An 18,258-nucleotide genomic window follows, 5' to 3' on the forward strand; every position below is an offset into this window, starting at 1 on the left:
GTCGGTTCGGGTCGCATCCGGAGTGACAACCGTTTTGCCCGACGCCGGGCGACTCCCTGTATGCTCTACGACGCTGCGGAGAACCCCGGGTCGTTGACGCCGAACGAGTTGCGCGCCGCCTACGATTCGCAGTTGGCTGCCGTCGTCGACGCGGTCGGTGTCGAGACCGTCGCCGCCGAGTCGGGCGTCGACCGGGACCGAGTCGCCGCCCTGACGGACGGCGAGTCGCCGGAGCTCACGCTCGAAGAGGCCGCCGGTATCCTCGCCGCGAGCGACGACTACCCCGACCGGGAGGCTATCGTCCTCGAACTGCGCGACCACCTCCTGATGGGGATGACGACGGGCGTCCTCGACGTGGACGTTATCGCCTCGAACATCGACGCCGACCTCACCGGCCAAGAAGTCCAGCAGGCGCTCGAAGGCCGCATCGTGTTCCCGCTCGACGACCTCGCGGCGGTCCACGCGTTCATCGCCGAGCGGAACGACCGGTGACGAGCGACGCAACCGGCGACGGAGAGGGAAAGCGCGTCGTCGTCCTCGGCTGCGGCTACGTCGGCCTCGAACTCGGCCGTCAGTTGACCGCGTCGGGCCACGACGTGGTCGGCGTCCGCCGCTCCGACGACGGCCTCGACGCTGTCGAATCGGCGGGGTTCGAGGCCGTCCGCGCGGACGTGACCGACGCGGCGTCGCTCGCGTCGGTACCGGACGCCGACTGGCTCGTCTTCGCGGCGAGTTCCGGCGGACGCGACGCCGACACCGCTCGGGAGGTGTTCGTCGAAGGGCAGGAGACGGCGCTCTCGGCGTTCTTCGAGCGAGACGACGCGCCCGAGCGCTACGTCTACACGTCGAGCACCGGCGTCTACGGTGACCACGATGGCGACTGGGTCGACGAGGAGACCGAAATCGAGCCGACGACGGAGAAGACGCGAGTGCTCACGGAAGCCGAGCGAGTCGCCCGCGAGACGCCGCATGAGTACGGTGACGACGGCACCGTCGCGCGATTCGCCGGGTTGTACGGTCCCGACCGCTATCGCTTGGAGCGGTATCTGGAGGGGCCGGTGACGGAGGGCTTTCTGAACATGGTCCACCGCGACGACGCCGCCGGAGCCGTCGCGTACCTCCTCGAGACCGACCGCGGGCGCGACGAAGTGGTGTTGATCGTCGACGACGACCCGGTCGACAAGTGGTCGTTCGCCGACTGGTTGGCCGACGAGTGCGGCGTCGACCGGCCGCCGAAACGGACGAAGGAGGAGCGCCTCGACGCCGGCGAGCTCTCGGAGGCGGCGCGGCGACGGATTCTCACGAGCAAGCGCTGTTCGAACGCTCGACTCCGCGAGTTCGGCTACGAGCTCCGGTATCCCGACTACCGCGCGGGGTACGCGCCCGCGATCGAGCGGTATCGTGAGCGCACGCGCTGAGGGCAGCGAACCCGTCTTCCGGTCTTTCGGAATCCGCGCGAATATAATTTGGGGAACCTTCTTACTGGTTGACTTTGACAGACGGAGTATGCCGAGTAGGGTCGCCGCGACGGAGGCGCTCTCCGATGCGGAGGTGTTCGTCCGCGACAACCCCGAAATAGCGACGGTGTTGGCCGTCGGCCTCGTCGCGCTGTTCGGCGTCAGTTACGCGCTCCGCTGGTTTCGCCGCCCGATGGGGGTGCAGTTCAAGCGGGCGCTGTCGGATTTAGACGAGATCGCGGTGTTGATGCATCCGAACCCGGACCCCGACGCGATGGCGGCGGCTATCGGCGTCGCCTGCCTCGCCGATCAGGTAGATACGCAGGCGCGCATCCAGTTCACCGGACAGATACGCCACCAGGAGAACCGTGCCTTCCGAACGGTTCTCGATCTGGATCTCGAACAGATCGATCACGTCTCCGAAATCGCCGCCGAGAACGTCGTCCTCGTCGACCACAACACCCCCCGCGGGTTCGCGGGTGCCGAGAGCGTCCTCCCGTTCGCCGTCGTCGACCACCATCCCGGCGACGGCGCGGGCGAGGAGTTCACCGACGTGCGGACGAACTACGGCGCGTGCGCCAGCATCGTCGCCGAGTACTTCCGCGACATCGGCGCGAAACCCGTCCCGCCGGACCAACACGCCAGCGAGATAAACGCCCGATACACGATGCCGTCGACGGTGGCGACCGGGTTGCTGTACGGCATTCTGGCGGACACGAAACGCCTCACGTCCGGGTGCGTCGCCGCCGACTTCACCGCCAGCGGCTATCTCTACCCCGGCGTCGACGAGGACCTTCTGGACCGCATCGCCAACCCGCAGGTCGGCGCGGAGGTTCTCGAAGTGAAGGCCCGCGCCATCGCCGGCCGGAAAGTGCAGGGTTCCTTCGCCGTCAGCGACGTGGGTCCCGTCTCGAACGTCGACTCCATCCCGCAGGCGGCGGACGAGTTGATGCATCTCGAAGGCGTGACGGCGGTCGTCGTCTGCGGCGAACGCGACGGCACGGTGTACCTGTCGGGGCGCTCCCGCGACGACCGGGTCCACATGGGGCGGGCGTTAGAGGCGGCCGTCGCCGACATCCCCAGCGCCTCGGCGGGCGGTCACGCCCGTATGGGCGGCGGCCAGATTCCGCAGGTCGACCCGACCGGCGGCGACGTGCCGACTCCGGTCCCCCGAAACGGCCTCGTGGACCGCCTGTTCCAGACGCTCACCGGCGACGTGTAACGCTTTTTCCCTCCGACCGACCTACATCCGACCATGGCAACCGCCAGCGGCACGTGGGGGTATCGGGACCGCTTCGGCGACAGTTTCGGGCGCACCTACTTCCGCCGGTTCGGTCCCGGGGTGGTGTCGAGCATCGGCGTCGGGACGTACCTCGGCGACCCGACCGACGCCGTCGACGACGAGTACCGGGGGGCGCTCGTCGAGGCGTTCGAGAGCGGCGTCAACCTCGTCGACACCGCCATAAACTACCGCTGTCAGCGGAGCGAGCGCGCGGTGGGACGCGCGCTCGGCGAGGCCGACATCGACAGAGAAGAGGTCGTCGTCGCCACGAAGGGGGGGTTCCTCCCGTTCGACGGCAAGCCTCCGAGCGACCCGAGCGCCTACGTCCGCGAGCAGTTCGTCGAGACGGGCCTCGTCGACGTCGACGACCTCGCACGCGGCAGTCACTGCATCGCCCCCGACTTCCTGGACGCGATGCTTGACCGCTCGCTCTCGAATCTCGATCTCGACAGTATCGACTGCTACTACGTCCACAACCCCGAGACGCAGTTGACCGTGCGCGACGCCGACGCGGTTTACGACCGACTGGAGGCCGCATTCACGAGACTCGAAGAACGAAAAACGGCGGACGACATCGGCGGCTACGGCGTCGCCACGTGGGAAGCGTTCCGCGTGCCCCCGGAGCATCCGAGTCATCTCTCGCTCTCGGAAGTCGTCTCGCGGGCGGAACGCGCCGCCGCCGCCGCCGGCAACGAGGAGTCGGGGCTAATCGCGCTCCAGCTGCCGTTCAACGTCGAGATGGCCGACGCGTTCACCGCGAAGGTCCACGAGCGTGACGGCGAGCGGGTGAGCGCGCTGGAGTTCGCCCACGACGCCGGACTCTCGGTGTTCGCCAGCGCGAGTCTCAAACAGGGCGACCTCGTCGCTGGACTCCCGGACGCCGTCGCCGCCGAGGTGGAGGGCGACTCGGCGACGCAACGGGCGCTCAACTTCGCGCGGAGCGCGCCGGCGGTGACGGCGGCGCTCGTCGGGACGAAGAGTCGAAACCACGTTGCCGAGAACGTCGCCGCCGGGACGTTCGACCCGCTGGGCGCGAAGGCGTTCGACGCCGTCTTCGAGTGAGAGCCGTTACAGCTCTTTCCACTCGCGGCCGCAGTCGGGACAGCTACGGACCGAGAACACCTCGTCGGGGTCGTTGCGCTTCTTCAACGTCTCCTCGCACTCCTCGCACGCGAGACGCCCGTACGTGTCTTTGCCGAGTTCTCCCTCGCGCAGACCCTTCCGGGTTGACTTCATACCCCGTCGTTGTATCTCACACCACAAAAATACCTCGGCGGGAATAGTTGCAAATAGCGAGTGTTATCGCGTCTTCCTTGCGGACCGCGGTTCGAGACGACGAGGTCCGCGCGCCGTCGACACGACATCGTCCCGACGTAACCGGCTTGTTTTTCACCCGCCCGTTCTCAGAGACACCCGATGGAGTACGTCCAGGAGCGAATCGCGACGCTCCACGACCTGACCGACCCCGAACCCGACGCCCCGACGGACCGCGCCGCCGTCGTACTGCCGATGACAGAGCGGGAGTACGCCGGTCTCGCCGCCGAACGGGTGCTCTCGGAACTGGAACGCGTCGATCCCGCGCGCGTCGTCGTTCCGCTCCACGCGTCGGCCGAGCGGATCGGCCCGTTCGCCGACTGGCTCTCGGAGTACGACCTGCCGCTGGCCGTGCTGTGGTGCGACGGACCCCGACTCACCTCGCGGCTGGCCGACGAAGGCCTGAACGGCCGGCGCGGGAAGGGACGCGACGTCTGGCTGGCGTTGGGACAGGCGCTCTCCGAGGAGTTCGTCGTCGTCCACGACGCCGACACGAAGACGTATTCGCGGTCGTACGTCGCCCGACTGCTGTTCCCGCTGGCGCAGGGGTACGAGTTCTCGAAGGGCTACTACGCTCGCGTCGAGAACGACCGCCTCTACGGACGGCTGTTTCGGCTGTTCTACGCGCCGCTGGTCGCCGCGCTGGCCGAGGAGACGGACGCGCCGATTCTCGACTACCTCTCGGCGTTTCGCTACGCGCTCGCCGGAGAGTTCGCGGCGACCAGCGACGTCGCCCGTCGGCTCCGCGTCCAGCGGACGTGGGGGCTGGAGGTGGGCACCCTCGGCGGCGCGTTCTCGCTCACCGGGTTCGACGGCAGCGCACAGGTCGACCTGGGGGCGTACGAACACGACCACCGGGCGGTCGGCGGCCCGACCGGCCTCTCGGAGATGAGTCGGTCGGTCGGCGCGGCGCTGCTGCGAGCGGTCGAAGACCACGGCGTCGCCCCGACGTACGAGACGCTCCCGGAGCGATACGCCGAGACCGCTCGTCGGTTCGTCCGCCAGTACGCCGTCGACGCAGCGTTCAACGGCCTCGACTACGACCGCAGCGACGAGTACGAGCAGGTCGAGCGATACACCGAAGCAGTCGCCGTACCCGACGACGACGACCGGCTACCAGCGTGGGTAGACGCCCCGATCTCGGCGTCGACCGTCGCGGAGCTCGCGGAGGCGGATCTTCGGGAGGCGACTGACGGAGCAGCTGCCGAGCGAGGGGTGGGCCGATGAGCCGCACCTACGACGACCTCGCGGGCGTCGTCGACCTCTTCGGCGCGCTGACGCACGCGGAGCTCGAATCCGCGCTCGACGAGCTCGCGTACAAACAGGGCTCGGAGACGGACGGGGAGGCGCTCGCGGCGGCCGTCGACGCGGCCATCGAGGAGTACTATCTCGTCGAGTACGTCGCCGGCGCGGACGACCGGACCGTCGAGACGAGCGACGGCGATCAGCGCAGCGACGACGAAACGTTCGTCACGGTCGGTCCCGCGGCGTTTCCGTCGCTGCCGCAGAACGCCGAAGACCTCCCGCACATCCTCGACGTGCCGCGGCGAGAGGTCGACCGTCGAGCGCTCGGCGAGCAGGTCCGCGATCGGCTCGCCGCCGAAGTCGACGCCGCCATCGACGACGGCGACGAAGAGCGACTCGCTCAGCTGTACGACGTGACGTACGACCTCGACGCCTGGGCACCCGTCGAGACGGCCGCCATCCGCGAGCGATTCGATGCGGTTCTTCAAGACTAAGGCCGTCGAACGAGACCAAGAGACATGGATTTCAGAGGAGTGGCGCGCCACGAACCGACCGCCATCGAGGGAGCGACGCGGCAGGCGGCGGTCGTCGCACCCGTGCTACTCCGAGACGGCGACCCACACGTGCTGTTCACGAAGCGCGCCGACCACCTCGGCGAACACCCCGGGCAGATGAGCTTTCCCGGCGGGGGCCGCGAACCGAGCGACGCCGACCTGGAGGCGACGGCGCTCCGCGAGGCGCGAGAGGAGATCGGTCTCCGCCCCGACGAGGTCGACCTCGTCGGCCGACTGGACGACATCGAGACGAGCACCGACTACTCGGTGCGTCCGTTCGTCGGCCGCGTCCCCGACCGCGAGTACACGCCCGACGAGCGGGAAGTCGCCGAAATCGTCACCCTGTCGGTCGCGGACCTCACGGATCTCGACAACTACGAGTCCGAACACCGCGAACATCCGACGTACGGCCCGGTGCGAATCCACTTCTTCTACGTCGACGGCTACACTGTCTGGGGGGCGACCGGGCGGATGGTCGTCCAGCTGCTGGAGCTGACTACCGACTGGCGAGCGCCCGCCGAACCCGACCGAGTGGTCGACCCCGACGCCGACTACCCGGTCTGAGCCGCGCGGCGGTCGTCGCGGGGGAGAACGAGCGGACCGCTACCGACCGAACAGTCGCTCGAAGATGCTTCGATCGCTCGGCCGTTCGGCGAGCAGCACCGACGAGTCGATGTCGTTGAGGATGTCGAGGTTGAGCGACCCGGAGACCAGCCGCGAGAGCAGACCTCGTTCCGTCGCGCCGACGATGACGAGCGTGTGGTCTTCGGCCTCGCGGGCGATGGCGCCCTCGATGTCTCCGGAGTCGTCGACGACGAGTTCGGTGTCGTCGAGGTTGCGCTCGGCGGCCCATTCGTCGAGGAACTGCTGACCTCTCTCGCGCTCGGACGGGCTGTCGACGACGTGCAACAGACTGATCTCCGAGCCGTCGATCGAGCGGAGTTTGCGAGCGACCTCGGCGCTGAGGTCGGAGTCCGGTCCGCCCGCGGTCGGCAGGAGAATCCGCGAGGTGTCGAGTCCACGGTCCGAGAGGATGAGGAAGTCGCAGGGGAGTTTGTTCGCCAGCTCGTCGAGCGGGCGCTCGGCGCGCGCGGCGGTCCAGAGTTCGTTGGCACCCCACCCCATCAGCACCAAGTCCGCGCGAGTGCGGTCGGCGATAGCGAATATCTCCTCGAACGAACGGTGGGAGACGACTGTCGACGTCTCGCAGTCGACGTCGTGGTCGGCAACCGTCTCGCGGGCCTCGGCGAGCTGCGCTTCGGACTCGGCGGCGATGCGCTCGCGTTGGCCGATTCCGTAGCCGCGCGCCGACTGGTTGGGCGTCTGAACGATGTGGACGAGGTGGACCGTCGCCGACTCGTTCTGACTGGCGAGGGCGCAGGCCAGTTCCACGAGTCCCGACTCGGTGCGCGGGTTCGCGATGGGAACCATCAGCCGGTAGGAGTTGGTCTCCCCGAGCGTCGGGGCTGTGGCGGTGTTGATGAGCGGGACGTAGGAGCGGCCGACCAGTCCGCCGAGCGCCCACTCCCGAATCGAGAGTTGGCGGTTCGCACCCTCGAATCGGGCGGATTCGAGCCGGTGCTCGCTCGTCTGGAAGTAGTTGACGACGGTCACCAGCGCGATGCCGCCGATGGTGTTACCGAGGAGCACCGGGAGAACGAACTGGGTGAGGCCGGTGAGAACGGCGAGTTGGCCGCCGAAGACGAGATACATCATCTCGGTGAAGGAGACGACCACGTGGAACAGGCTCCCGAGCGGGACCGAGAGAAACGCCATGTAGACGATGATGAGCCGGGAGATGGTGTCGCGGGAGGCGTAGACGACCCAGACGACGCCGGCGACGATGAGACCGGCGAAGATGGCCTTGAAGAACAGGTCCCACCACGGCGTCTCCAGACCGTGTTCGGCGAGGTGCGTCGCCACCGTCGCGGCTTCCGGAGAGAAGACGCCGCTCCACGCGAGTACCGCCGCGCCGATCGCGCCGCCGGCGAAGTTGCCGGCGAGGACGATGAGCCAGTGTCTCAACAGCGCCGGGATGCTGGCGAGTCGCTCCAGCGTCAGCGCGACCGGCGGGAGCGTGTTCTCTGTGTAGAGTTGGTAGCCGCCGATGATTATGTAGATGAACCCCAGCGGGTAGAGCAACGCACCCAGTATCGACCCTTCGCCCGCCTTCGCCGACACGGAGACGTACAGCAGAAACGTGATCGTAATCGCGAACCCGGCCGCGAGCGCGCTGAAGAACAGTTCGCGGCTCCCGGAGGTGATCTCCTCGTCGGCGGCGGCGACGATGCGCTGGAACACCTCGTCCGAAGAGAACCGGTCCCGGACGACCGCGCCCGCCGCGGGCGCACCGCTTTTGGAACGGTCGACCGCCTCTCGCATCGAGTCCACCTGGTCAGAATTTTCGGGACCGGGTTCGTTCATTATCGGTGTTAATTTCTGTAGCTACAAATCGTTTTACTATCGAAACCGCCAGACAGGCCCGATATCAGTGGGACTAAACGCCACGAATAACCAATTTCAGCTCGAATCCGACCGTCGACCCGCCCGCGTCGACGGTTCGTCGAGGTGACGGTCGACGGAGAGAGTCAGTTGCGAGCCGCCCGGCAGCGGAGCGGTGCCAATACTGTCCGGAACGGAATCCTTTTGGGAGCCACGGCGCTACTCCGAGCACATGGTCGCACAGACGATGGATCGAGTTCCGCGACGATGAATCGACGCTTCTGACTAGCAGCCGCCCCGGAGTGAAACGATGAAGGCACTAACCGACGAGTCTGTACTCTCGCACGCTGGTATCGACGCCGTCGCACTGAAACCCGCCGAGTGCGACGTGCGCCGAGCCGCCGACCTCCCGGCGGCGACGGTCGCAATCGACTACGAAGGGGTCGACCACCTCCCCGAGGCCGACGTCCTCGAAACGCTCGCCGAGACGGCCGAGGTCCGACTCACGACGCCGGTTCGCGCCGACGGCTTCGACCCCCTCGGCGACGACTCGCGCGTCGACGACCTCCCGGAAAGCGTCGGGCGCGTGCTCGTCGCCGGCCACGCCGCCTACCTCACCGAGGACGAGCGACGCAGAGCCGTCGCCCCCCGACTGAAGGCCGCGCGCGAAACCGCATCCGACGCGTGGGTCGGCACCGAAGGAATCGAACGCGTCGCGCTCGCCGCCGGCGGGACGCAGTACGAACTGCTCTCGCGGACGACCGACCGCGACGTACGGGCGCTACGTGCGGCGGGCTACGACGGCGAAATCGCGCTGTACGCACCGACCGTCCTGGCCGACGACGAGGGCGAGATTCTCGACGCCGTCGGCGGCTACGTCGCCCGCCGCCGCCCCGTCGCCCGGGCGCTACCCGACGGGTGTGCGACGGATTCGCGCGCGAAGGGACGCGCCAGAGACGTACTGTCGAAGGCGAGTCGGGACTACGCGCTCGTCGGCACGCCCGAAACAGTCCGCGAGCGAGTCGCCGCGCTCGAATCACTGGGCGTCGACACCGTCGTCGGCTACCCCGCCCGCGGCATCGACGAGTTCCTGTAACGCCCGCCTCTCTACTCGCCTCGTTTCCGGCGGACGAACCGCTAAGTGCAGTGACCGTGAGTTCCGGATATGGCCCCTCACACCGCCGAACTCGGCCGACTCGTCGACCGACTCGTCCCCCGCCCGTCGGAGGCGCGCCGCTGATGCGCGTCGCCGTCGTCGGCGGGGGCGCGGTCGGTCTCACCGCTGCGTACGACCTCGTAACCCGCAACGCCGACGTGACGGTTTTCGAGCGCGGCGAGTACGACCGCGACCCGTCGTCGCCCGCAGACGGCAGCTCGGCGCGCGCGGCGGGCGTGCTCTACGACGCCTACGCCGAGGACATCGACGCGGGGATCGGCGACCGGGCGCTGGAGCGTTTCCGCGAGTTTTCGGGCGAGGACGGCTTCGAGTTCCGGGAGTGCCCGTACGTGATCGCCGTGCGCGAGGGCGACGAGACGGCGGCCGAGGCGATGGCGGCGAGCGTCGACCGGATGCGCGTCCACGGGCGGGCGGTGTCGACTGTCTCACCCGAAGAACTCGGCGACCGGTTCCCGCTCCTGACCGACGACCTGCTCGCGGCCGCCGTCGCCGAGAACGCCGGGTGGACCGACCCGGCGAGTTACGTCGCGGCGATGGCGGCGAAAGCCCGACGCGAGGGCGTCGCGTTCGAGACGGGTCGGCCGGTGGGAGTCAGCGTCGACCCGCCCGGCGTCGCCGTCGACGAGGGGGCGACGAAGCGGTTCGACGCCGTCCTCGTCGCCGCCGGCGCGCACACGAAGCGGGTGTTCGCGGAAGCGAGCGTCTCGGTACCGCTGAAACCGTACCGGGTGCAGGCGCTGACCGGACGCCGGACGTACGACGGACCGATGGTGTACGACGCGACGGCGGGCGTCTACCTCCGACCGCATCCGACCGGGCTACTCGCCGGCGACGGAACCGTGCCTCTCGAAGCGGACCCCGACCGCTGGAAACGCGACGCCGACGACTGGTTCGTCGACGACATCCGGGCCGCACTCGACGAGCGGGTCGGCTACGACCCCGACGTCGAGCGGGCGTGGGCGGGACTCTGCACGGCGACGCCCGACGGCGACCCGCTGCTCGGGGAGCTCGGAAGCGGCGTGTTCGTCGCCGCCGGGTGGCAGGGCCACGGCTTCATGCGCGCGCCGGCGACCGGCGAGGTGATTGCGCGGCAGATTCTCGGAGAAACAGCGGGCATCGCGCCGTTCGACCCGGCGCGGTTTTCCGGCGACGAGGAGTTCGAGATTCGGGACGGGATGGCGCTGGACTGACGGCGTCGAGAGAGCGTCGTTTCAGTCGCGCGTCTCGTCTTCCTCGTCGCGCGTCTCGTCTTCCTCGTCGCGGCTCTCCGCCTGTTCGACGAACTCGTCGTCGAGTTCGTCCATCGACTCGTCTGTCGGTTGGCCCGCCGCCTCGGCGGGTTCGGCTCTGGCGTTCGGGTCGTCGGTGGTCGCTTCTTCGTCGAGCATCGACTCGGTGGAGGCGGACGCGTCGGTCCCTTCTGCGGCCGCGTCCTCGCCCTCGTCCGCGGTGTCCTCCTCGCCGCTCGCGCCGTCTTCCTCGGCCGAGTGCGCGGTCGCCGCTTCCTGGGCTTCCTCCTCGGTCGGTTGCTCTTCGACGACGCTCGTCTCGCCGCCGGCCGCGTCGGCGTCGACGCCCGTGGTCTCCGCCGCTTCGGTCTCGCTTTCCTCCTCGACGGCGACGTTCTTTCCGCCCTCGGTTTTGGGGATATAGACGCGGAGGGTGCCGTGTTTCGTCACCGTCGCCGTCGCGGCCTCCGCGTCGACGGAGGCGTCGCCGGGGAGTTTCGCCTTCCCGTTGAGCGAGAGGCCACGGCCGGGAAAGCGCATCTCGAAGCCGTCGTGGAAGTCGCGGAATCGGTCGATTCGCACTTGAATCTCGGTGTCGACGAAGCGGACCTGGATGTCGCTCTTGCTCGCGCCGGCCGCGTCGAACACGACGAGATAGCTGTCGTCGCTCTCCAAGAGGTCGTACGAGAGCGGTTTCCGCTCCTGGACGTGCCCGAGTCCGCGGCCGACGCGTTCGACCACCGCGTTAGCCACCGACTCGCCGAGTTCTCGCAGGTCGTTCATAGTTCGATGGCTTCGAGACAGTCGGTCTGCTGGCAGTACGGACAGACGAAGTCGTCGACGCCGACGTCGTCGGACATATCGTACGTGTAGTGAAGTTCGAACATGTCCATCTCACAGTCGGGACTGGTACAGGCTACTTCGAGCGTCGCGGGCATGGTGACAGATAGCGGTCCCATCCAAATAAACGCGCTGGGTAACAACAAGCCGACGTCGGCGTGATATGGGCGTCGGTTATAAGAGTACTGAGAGAGTACAGGTCAGATAGCTATACACTACATGAACGATGGGTATCGATCTCCCGAGCGCGTGTACAGCGCTATCTTCGACGCACACGCCCAGGAATCGGGGGACCGAAGTTGGTTCGTCGAAGCCGAGGTGAGCGGACAGTCGTTGCACGTCGTCGACTGCACCCCGATAGCGGAGCGGTTCGGAGTTTCGCCTCATCGGACCGACACCGTCGCCGCCCTCGTCTCGTTTTTGGCCGATCTTGGCGGCCGAAACGCCGTCGGATTCGACTTCCCGTTCGGCCTCCCGAAGGCGGTGATTCCCGAGCGACGGTGGCGTCGGTTCGTCGACCAACTCCCCGACTGGTTCTCCAGTCCCGAAGACATGGCCAAGCGGTGTCGGATGCACGCCCGCCTCGTCACCGACGGCGCGGAGACGAACGTCCTCCGCGCGACGGAGGAGCCGTTGAGCGCCGTCACCGCCTACGACGAACGGCTCTGCACGGAGACGTTCTACGGCATTCGAGACGTCCTCCGTCCGCTCGTGCTGACGGACACCGCGCGAGTCGTCCCGATGCAACTCCCGAGCGAGGACCTGCCGCTGGTGCTGGAGACGTATCCGGCGGGGACGCTCGACGCACTTCGGTGTCAGACGCCCGAAGGGGACCGCCCCGGCGACGGCCCGCCGCCGGCGCTCGTCCTCGATAGTCTCTCCGACCGCTCGGTCGAGTTCCCCTCATCGGTCCGCGAACGCGTCCTCGACGGCGACGACAACGCGCTCGAAGCGGTCGTCGCCGCCTTCGCGACGTTCCGAAACGCGGTCGACCCCACGAACCTCCGGATGACCGACGAACTCCCGTCGGTCGAGGGCTACATCTACGTCTGAACGGTCCGGAACCGCACCGTTTTACCCGTCGACCGACAACCCCGGCCTATGACCGACCCCGCCGACCTCGAAGTGACGCTCGTCGACGGGTACGTCGACGAACCGGCGCACTTCGGCGTGCCGCCGTACATCTCGACGTACCCGCGCTTTACCGCCGGTGCGATGGTCGACGCCGGGGTGCCCGAAGAGCAGATAACCTACCACACTATCGACGAGCTCCGCGAGGACAGACAGAAGTGGGCCGACGTCGCCGACGCGGACCTGTTCGTCTACATCGGCGGGATGACCGTCCCCGGCAGCTACGTCGGCGGGACGCCCGCCGAACCCGACGAGGTGAAGGAACTGGCGTGGACCGCCGACGGGGCGACGCTGATGGGCGGGCCCATCCGCTTCGGCGTCGGCGAGGAGAACGCCGGCGGGCAGGAGATGGAGCGCAAGGACCTCGACTACGACTTCGTCGCCAAGGGCGACGTCGAGGCGGCCGCCTACGACCTCGTCGACAGCGGCCTCGAAGGGTTCGGCAACCGGATGCGCGACAACGAGGAGCTCGACCGCTGGGCGGCCAAGGGCGCGTTCGTCGTCGAACAGCACCCCAACCACCCCGAGTACCTCATCTGCGAAATGGAGACCTCCCGGGGCTGCGCCTACCGGTGTTCGTTCTGCACGGAGCCGCTGTACGGCAACCCGGCGTTCCGGACCGCCGACTCGGTCGTCAGGGAGGTCGAGAATCTCTACGACCGCGGCGCGCGGCACTTCCGTCTCGGTCGACAGGCCGACATCCTCGCGTTCGGCGGCGACGGCGAAGCGCCGAATCCCGACGCTCTCCGCCGCCTCTACGGTGGTATTCGCGAGGTAGCACCCGACCTGGGGACGCTCCACCTCGACAATATGAACCCCATCACCATCGCCCGGTGGCCCGAGGAGTCCAGAGAGTGCATCCGCATCATCGCCGAGCACAATACACCGGGCGATACGGCCGCGTTCGGCCTCGAATCGGCCGACCCGGTGGTACAGGAGGAGAACAACCTCAACGTGAGCGCCGACGAATGTTTCGAGGCGGTGAAAATCGTCAACGAGGAGGCCGGCTGGCGACCGGGCGAGGACCCCGCCGACGCGCCGACGTTCGGGGACAACGGGACGTCGCGCGTCTCGAACGACGGCGGGAGTCGCCTGCCCAAGCTCCTCCCGGGTATCAACCTCCTCCACGGATTGATGGGCGAGCGCGAGGAGACGTTCGCGCACAACAAGCGCTTTCTCCAGCGGGTGTACGACGAGGGGCTGATGGTCCGCCGCATCAACATCCGGCAGGTGATGGCGTTCGACGGCACCGAGATGTCGTCGACCGGCTCGCAGATTGCGAAGGACCACAAGAAGCTGTTCAAGAAGTACAAACAGGAGGTCAGAGAGGAGATAGACCGGCCGATGCTCAAGCGGGTCGCGCCGCCCGGGACGGTCCTCGAAAACGTCCACCTCGAATACCACCAGGACGGCACGACGTTCGGCCGCCAGCTCGGTACGTATCCCCTCTTGGTCGGCGTCCCCGGCGAACGCGAACTCGGCCGGACCATCGACGCGGCCGTCGTCGACTACGGCTACCGCTCGGTGACGGGCGTGCCGCACCCGCTCGACGTCAACGGCGCGTCGATGGACGAGCTGACGGCGATTCCGGGTCTCGGCAAGTCGAAGGCGGGCGACATAATCGTCAACCGACCGTACGACTCCGCCGACGAGGTGGACGACGTTCTCGCCAAGTTCGCCTGCGTCGGCGGCGACGGCAGCGGGGACGTGAGCAGCGCCGACTGATGCGGGAGAGAGTTCGCCGGGTCTCCGCTCCCGTCGCCACCCGCGCGCCGACCGGCGCGACGAACGCGTACCTCGTCGGCGACAGAGCGGCCCTCTTGGTCGACCCCGCCGCGCGGACCGACGAACTCGACGCGCTCGTCGCCGGGGCGACCGTCGAACACGTCGCCGTCACGCACACCCACCTCGACCACGTCGGCGCGGTCGCCGACTACGCCGCCGAGACGGGCGCGACGGTCTGGGCGCGACGCTGGCGAGAAGAGCGATTCGAGCGAGCGACCGGCGTCGAGCCGGACCGCACGTTCGTCGAAGGGACGGAAATCGACACCGACGCGGGAGCGGTCACGATTTTCGACACGCCCGGCCACGCCGTCGACCACGTCGCGTTCGGCGTCGGCGACGGAGTTCTGTGTGGGGATTTGGCCGTGGCGGAGGGGAGCGTCGTCGTCGGCGCGCCCGAGGGCGACATGCGAGCGTATCTGACCGCTCTCCGTCGATTACGCGCGAAGCGTCCGAGTCGGTTGCTGCCCGGACACGGTCCGGAAATCACCGACCCGAGCGCGACACTCGAACGACTGATTCGACACCGGCTCGACCGGGAGGCGAAGGTTCGAGAGGCGGTTCGAGACGGGGCGACGACCATCGACGACGTGCTCGCTGCCGCCTACGAGAAGGATTTGACCGGAGTCGAGGACCTGGCGCGGGCGACGGTCGTCGCGCACGTCGAGAAGTTGACGCACGAGGGACGGGTCGCGTGGAACGACGAGCGAGTTCGGTCGCTGTGAACCACTGTCTCCCTTCGACGTCGTAAACTACTGATCCGCCACGTAGCTCTCCAACGCTCTAACCGTCGGGTCGAACATCTCCACCAATCCACGTTTCGGCTCTGTCTCCGGTACCCACTCGTCGGGCGTGAGATAATCGCCGATGGCGTGGACCGTCGCGGTATCGACGCCGCGGTACCGACAGACGGCCCACATCGCCGCCGACTCCATACAGAGCGAGACGACGCCGTCATCGCGGTACCGTTCGACTTCTGGAATCGTTTCGCGGTACATCGCGCTCGTCGTCCACGTCGTTCCCCGTGCGGTCTCGAAACCAGCGTCTTCGAACGATTCGTCGAGTTCGTCCACGAGTGTTGCCGTCGCCGTCACCGCCTCGTCCGCAGGGAGGTAGTGATAGGAAACGCCTTCGTCACGAATCGACTCGGTGGGAAGGATGGCCGTATCGGGAGCGATATCCATCTGGAGTCCCGCACACCCGCCGAGCATCACGACGGTCGAAGCACCGGCGGCGACGACGTTCTCCGTGACAGTCGCAGTTATCGGTGCGCCGATGCCCCACTCGTGGACGGGAACGTAGCCGACGGCGTCGGAGAGCCGATACAGATACTGCGACCGCACGATGTCGACTTTCGAGTCGGTGCGTTCGCGCACTATTTCGGTGAGTTCGGTCTGGTAACCGAGGATAATCGCCGAAGGGACGTCGGGTAATCCGTTATCCTGCGCGGTAACAGCCTCTTTCGGCGAGAACAGCGCTTCGGCGTCGTACTTGTCGCCGTAGTGAGGAATCATACAAAGACGCTCTACTGTGGTCACAAATACCCTGCCATCGTCTGAAGGCGGCTCCCGAGAGCTATCGAGACGTACCCACCGCTCCCACCGATAGACATTCGTATCGGAACGTCATCGACGCGAACGAATGCAGACGCCGCGAGTGCTTCTGACGAACGACGACGGAATCGACGCGCCCGGCATCGAGGCGCTGTACCGCGAACTCGACGCCGTCGCCGACGTGACGGTCATCGCCCCCGACGAGAACCAAAGCGGGATGGGTCGCACGCGAAACGGAGCGGTCACGCTCCGCGTCCACGAGTGGGGGTATCGCCTCGCGGGGACGCCCGCCGACTGCGTCGCGTTCGGCCTCGGCGGCGGGTTGGACGCCGAGTTCGACGTCGTCGTCTCCGGCATCAACGACAGTCCGAACCTCGGCAACTACGTCGTCGGGCGCTCCGGTACCGTCGGCGCGGGCATCGAAGCGTCGTTTCTCGGCGTCCCGGCTATCGCCGTCTCGGCGTACCACTCCGAAGATTTCCACTGCCACCCCAGTGAAGAGTACGACTTCACCCGACCGGCGGTCGTCGCCCGCGACCTGCTCGAACGCGTCTGGCAAAGTGAGGTGTTCGAGGACGTGGACCTGTTGAACGTCAACGCGCCCGTCGACGTCGACGCGCCGCCGCTTCGACTCACGCACGTTCTCGCCGACTACGCGCAGTCGGTCGAAGACGGGGCAGCGGCCGACGGCGGTGGGAGTACGGAGGCCGACGCGGCGACGACCGACCGGGAAGTCCGGCTGGTCGACCAGACGTGGCCCCACGTCGTCGGTTTCGGCAACCCGATGCCGGGAATCGACGCCCACCGCGAGCGCTACCCAGAGGGAAGCGACCGCCGAGCGGTCATCGACGGGTCGGTGAGCGTCTCGCCGCTGTCGATGACTCACGACTACGTCGAGACGCCGGAACTCGACGCGGTTGTCGACTCGGTCGAGTCGTCGCTCGCAGAGTGAACGCCGGCGAGGTGGACCGAACGGACGACGGCGTTTTCCCCGTCGGTCTCGGAGACGGAACCGAGTAGATGGAGTCGCTCGAAACCGAACTGAAACGCGCCCGAGCGCTCGACACCGACGAGTTAGCCGACGCTATCGAGTCCATCGGCTTCGAGTGCACGCGCTGCGGGGCCTGCTGTAAGGGGTACACCGCGGCGGACGGCGACGAGGAACCGCACACGGCGACCGTATTCCCCAACGAGATCCGAGAACTGGGGGGTGCAACCCCCGAACAGTACGAGTGGCGCGACGTCGCCCGGCCGATGCCGTACGGACTGACCGAGACCGACGACGGAGAGACGGAGGGCGAGACGTTCGAGTGGGCGCTACAGACCGACGCCTGCGGTGACTGCACGTTCTACGAGGAGGACGAGAACGGCGTGGGGGCGTGCTCGGTCCACGAGAACCGGCCGCTCATCTGCCGGACCTACCCGTTCAGCGTCGCCCTCGGGGGAACCACGCAACCGATGGGCGAGGCCGTCGACGGCGAGGGGATGGTCCGCGCCCACGAGTGCGAGGGACTGGGACGCGACATCTCCCGGGAGCACGCCGAAGAGCTCGCGGCGGCGCTCAAAGCGCGGGCCGTCCGGGAACTCGAAGAGGCGATCGGCGTCCGCGACAACTACGCGCCGGTGGAGCGAGCGCCAGGCGAAGCGGTCGTCTACGACTCGGAGGGCGCGAAGCGACCGGATGGTGCGCCGCGCTAACTCGTCCCTTGCGCTGAACCGGCCGCTCAAAGGCGCTTCGCGTATCAGCGACCGGAACAGTGTTGACGGCGGTACATCTTTAACGACGGCCGCCGACCCAACACAGTGGAGGTCTCTCCCTTGGAAATCTCAGATAAACTCCTGTGTCTGTTCAGTGCGGAAGTCCGCAGCGACGGCGACTCCTACACCGTCGAAATCCCACGTCGGGAGGTCGAAACCGGTTCTATCGAGGCGGGCGAAACGTACCGCGTCGCGCTCATCTCCCGCGAAGCCAAAGCCGACACCGCGGCCGAAACGGCGACGACGTCGACGTCGACGACGACGACCGAGGCCGACGAACCCCAACCGCCGGTCGAAGTCGGCGAACTGCGCTACGTCGAAATCGAGGACATCGGCAAGCAGGGCGACGGTATCGCTCGCGTCGAGCGCGGTTACGTCATCATCGTCCCCGACGCGGAGGTCGGCGAGCGGGTGAAGATAGAGATCACAGAAGTGAAGTCGAACTTCGCCGTCGGCGAAGTCATCGAAGACGAGTTCTGACGCCTCCTCGGCGG

Annotated in this window: 19 protein-coding genes and 1 pseudogene; 15 read left to right on the forward strand and 5 right to left on the reverse strand. The window is 67.5% G+C overall.

Going from position 1 to position 18,258, the window contains the following annotated elements:
- Positions 1-60: 60 nt before the first annotated feature.
- From LAQ73_RS03650 to LAQ73_RS03665, 4 genes are all read left to right on the forward strand, one after another.
- Positions 61-492: a DUF5791 family protein gene (locus LAQ73_RS03650; RefSeq protein WP_224269894.1), complete on the forward strand. Its 432-nt coding sequence runs from the start codon at positions 61-63 to the stop codon at positions 490-492.
- On the forward strand, positions 489-1,418 hold the full coding sequence (locus LAQ73_RS03655) for an NAD-dependent epimerase/dehydratase family protein (protein ID WP_224269895.1): 930 nt from the start codon (positions 489-491) through the stop codon (positions 1,416-1,418). The genes LAQ73_RS03650 and LAQ73_RS03655 overlap by 4 nt, the downstream gene beginning before the upstream one ends.
- A gap of 88 nt (positions 1,419-1,506) precedes the next feature.
- The gene (locus LAQ73_RS03660; protein ID WP_224269896.1) at positions 1,507-2,679 is read left to right on the forward strand and encodes a DHH family phosphoesterase; all 1,173 of its coding nucleotides are present in this window, start codon (positions 1,507-1,509) and stop codon (positions 2,677-2,679) included.
- A gap of 33 nt (positions 2,680-2,712) precedes the next feature.
- Entirely contained in the window at positions 2,713-3,801 is a 1,089-nt protein-coding gene (locus LAQ73_RS03665; RefSeq protein ID WP_224269897.1) for an aldo/keto reductase, read from the forward strand.
- Between the two features lie 6 nt (positions 3,802-3,807).
- Here the strand turns inward: LAQ73_RS03665 and LAQ73_RS03670 are convergent, their stop codons facing one another.
- A complete protein-coding gene (locus tag LAQ73_RS03670) occupies positions 3,808-3,975 on the reverse strand; it encodes an HVO_0758 family zinc finger protein (protein ID WP_224269898.1) in 168 nt (55 codons plus the stop codon).
- A gap of 180 nt (positions 3,976-4,155) precedes the next feature.
- Here LAQ73_RS03670 and LAQ73_RS03675 point away from each other — a divergent pair, with 180 nt between their 5' ends.
- Genes LAQ73_RS03675 through LAQ73_RS03685 form a run of 3 tightly spaced genes read left to right on the forward strand, consistent with a single transcriptional unit; the run spans position 4,156 to position 6,416 of the window.
- Complete coding sequence (locus tag LAQ73_RS03675; protein WP_224269899.1) at positions 4,156-5,280, forward strand: glycosyltransferase family protein; 1,125 nt, start codon at positions 4,156-4,158, stop codon at positions 5,278-5,280.
- A complete protein-coding gene (locus tag LAQ73_RS03680) occupies positions 5,277-5,792 on the forward strand; it encodes a DUF7109 family protein (RefSeq protein WP_224269900.1) in 516 nt (171 codons plus the stop codon). Before LAQ73_RS03675 ends, LAQ73_RS03680 begins: the two co-directional genes overlap by 4 nt.
- A 24-nt stretch (positions 5,793-5,816) precedes the next feature.
- Positions 5,817-6,416: an NUDIX hydrolase gene (locus LAQ73_RS03685; RefSeq protein ID WP_224269901.1), complete on the forward strand. Its 600-nt coding sequence runs from the start codon at positions 5,817-5,819 to the stop codon at positions 6,414-6,416.
- A 39-nt stretch (positions 6,417-6,455) separates the two neighbouring features.
- On the opposite strand, the gene LAQ73_RS03690 is transcribed toward LAQ73_RS03685, so the two are convergent.
- Positions 6,456-8,276 carry a formate/nitrite transporter family protein gene (locus LAQ73_RS03690; protein WP_224269902.1) on the reverse strand — a complete coding sequence of 607 codons (1,821 nt, stop codon included), beginning with the start codon at positions 8,274-8,276 and terminating at the stop codon, positions 6,456-6,458.
- A gap of 328 nt (positions 8,277-8,604) precedes the next feature.
- Here LAQ73_RS03690 and LAQ73_RS03695 point away from each other — a divergent pair, with 328 nt between their 5' ends.
- Positions 8,605-9,390: a DUF7388 family protein gene (locus LAQ73_RS03695; protein ID WP_224269903.1), complete on the forward strand. Its 786-nt coding sequence runs from the start codon at positions 8,605-8,607 to the stop codon at positions 9,388-9,390.
- 143 nt (positions 9,391-9,533) lie between these two features.
- Positions 9,534-10,661 (forward strand): NAD(P)/FAD-dependent oxidoreductase, encoded by a 1,128-nt coding sequence (locus LAQ73_RS03700; RefSeq protein ID WP_224269904.1) that lies wholly within the window; start codon positions 9,534-9,536, stop codon positions 10,659-10,661.
- 372 nt (positions 10,662-11,033) lie between these two features.
- Here LAQ73_RS03700 and LAQ73_RS03705 read toward each other — a convergent pair.
- Both LAQ73_RS03705 and LAQ73_RS03710 read right to left on the reverse strand, forming a co-directional pair.
- Positions 11,034-11,483 (reverse strand): annotated as a pseudogene (locus LAQ73_RS03705) (Hsp20/alpha crystallin family protein); the annotation flags it as partial.
- Positions 11,480-11,638: a DUF7559 family protein gene (locus tag LAQ73_RS03710; protein ID WP_224269905.1), complete on the reverse strand. Its 159-nt coding sequence runs from the start codon at positions 11,636-11,638 to the stop codon at positions 11,480-11,482. The pseudogene LAQ73_RS03705 and the gene LAQ73_RS03710, both read right to left, overlap by 4 nt.
- A gap of 151 nt (positions 11,639-11,789) precedes the next feature.
- On the opposite strand from LAQ73_RS03710, the gene LAQ73_RS03715 reads away from it, so the two are divergent.
- From LAQ73_RS03715 to LAQ73_RS03725, 3 genes are read left to right on the forward strand one after another with little or no spacing between them, the layout of a single operon-like run.
- Positions 11,790-12,593, forward strand: coding sequence for a hypothetical protein (locus LAQ73_RS03715; RefSeq protein WP_224269906.1), 804 nt, complete (start codon positions 11,790-11,792; stop codon positions 12,591-12,593).
- Between the two features lie 48 nt (positions 12,594-12,641).
- The gene (locus LAQ73_RS03720) at positions 12,642-14,396 is read left to right on the forward strand and encodes a radical SAM protein (RefSeq protein WP_224269907.1); all 1,755 of its coding nucleotides are present in this window, start codon (positions 12,642-12,644) and stop codon (positions 14,394-14,396) included.
- The gene (locus tag LAQ73_RS03725) at positions 14,396-15,178 is read left to right on the forward strand and encodes an MBL fold metallo-hydrolase (protein ID WP_224269908.1); all 783 of its coding nucleotides are present in this window, start codon (positions 14,396-14,398) and stop codon (positions 15,176-15,178) included. The genes LAQ73_RS03720 and LAQ73_RS03725 overlap by 1 nt, the downstream gene beginning before the upstream one ends.
- Before the next feature lie 27 nt (positions 15,179-15,205).
- Here the strand turns inward: LAQ73_RS03725 and LAQ73_RS03730 are convergent, their stop codons facing one another.
- On the reverse strand, positions 15,206-15,967 hold the full coding sequence (locus tag LAQ73_RS03730) for a nucleoside phosphorylase (RefSeq protein WP_224269909.1): 762 nt from the start codon (positions 15,965-15,967) through the stop codon (positions 15,206-15,208).
- A 127-nt stretch (positions 15,968-16,094) separates the two neighbouring features.
- Between LAQ73_RS03730 and surE the strand changes: the two genes are divergently transcribed.
- From surE to LAQ73_RS03745, 3 genes are all read left to right on the forward strand, one after another.
- The gene (surE, locus tag LAQ73_RS03735; RefSeq protein ID WP_224269910.1) at positions 16,095-16,958 is read left to right on the forward strand and encodes a 5'/3'-nucleotidase SurE; all 864 of its coding nucleotides are present in this window, start codon (positions 16,095-16,097) and stop codon (positions 16,956-16,958) included.
- A 68-nt stretch (positions 16,959-17,026) separates the two neighbouring features.
- On the forward strand, positions 17,027-17,704 hold the full coding sequence (locus LAQ73_RS03740) for a YkgJ family cysteine cluster protein (protein ID WP_224269911.1): 678 nt from the start codon (positions 17,027-17,029) through the stop codon (positions 17,702-17,704).
- Positions 17,705-17,824: 120 nt separating this feature from the next.
- Positions 17,825-18,244: a TRAM domain-containing protein gene (locus LAQ73_RS03745; protein ID WP_224269912.1), complete on the forward strand. Its 420-nt coding sequence runs from the start codon at positions 17,825-17,827 to the stop codon at positions 18,242-18,244.
- Positions 18,245-18,258: the final 14 nt, after the last annotated feature.

Origin of the sequence: Haloprofundus salinisoli (assembly GCF_020097815.1) — an archaeon.
Taxonomy (GTDB): domain Archaea; phylum Halobacteriota; class Halobacteria; order Halobacteriales; family Haloferacaceae; genus Haloprofundus; species Haloprofundus salinisoli.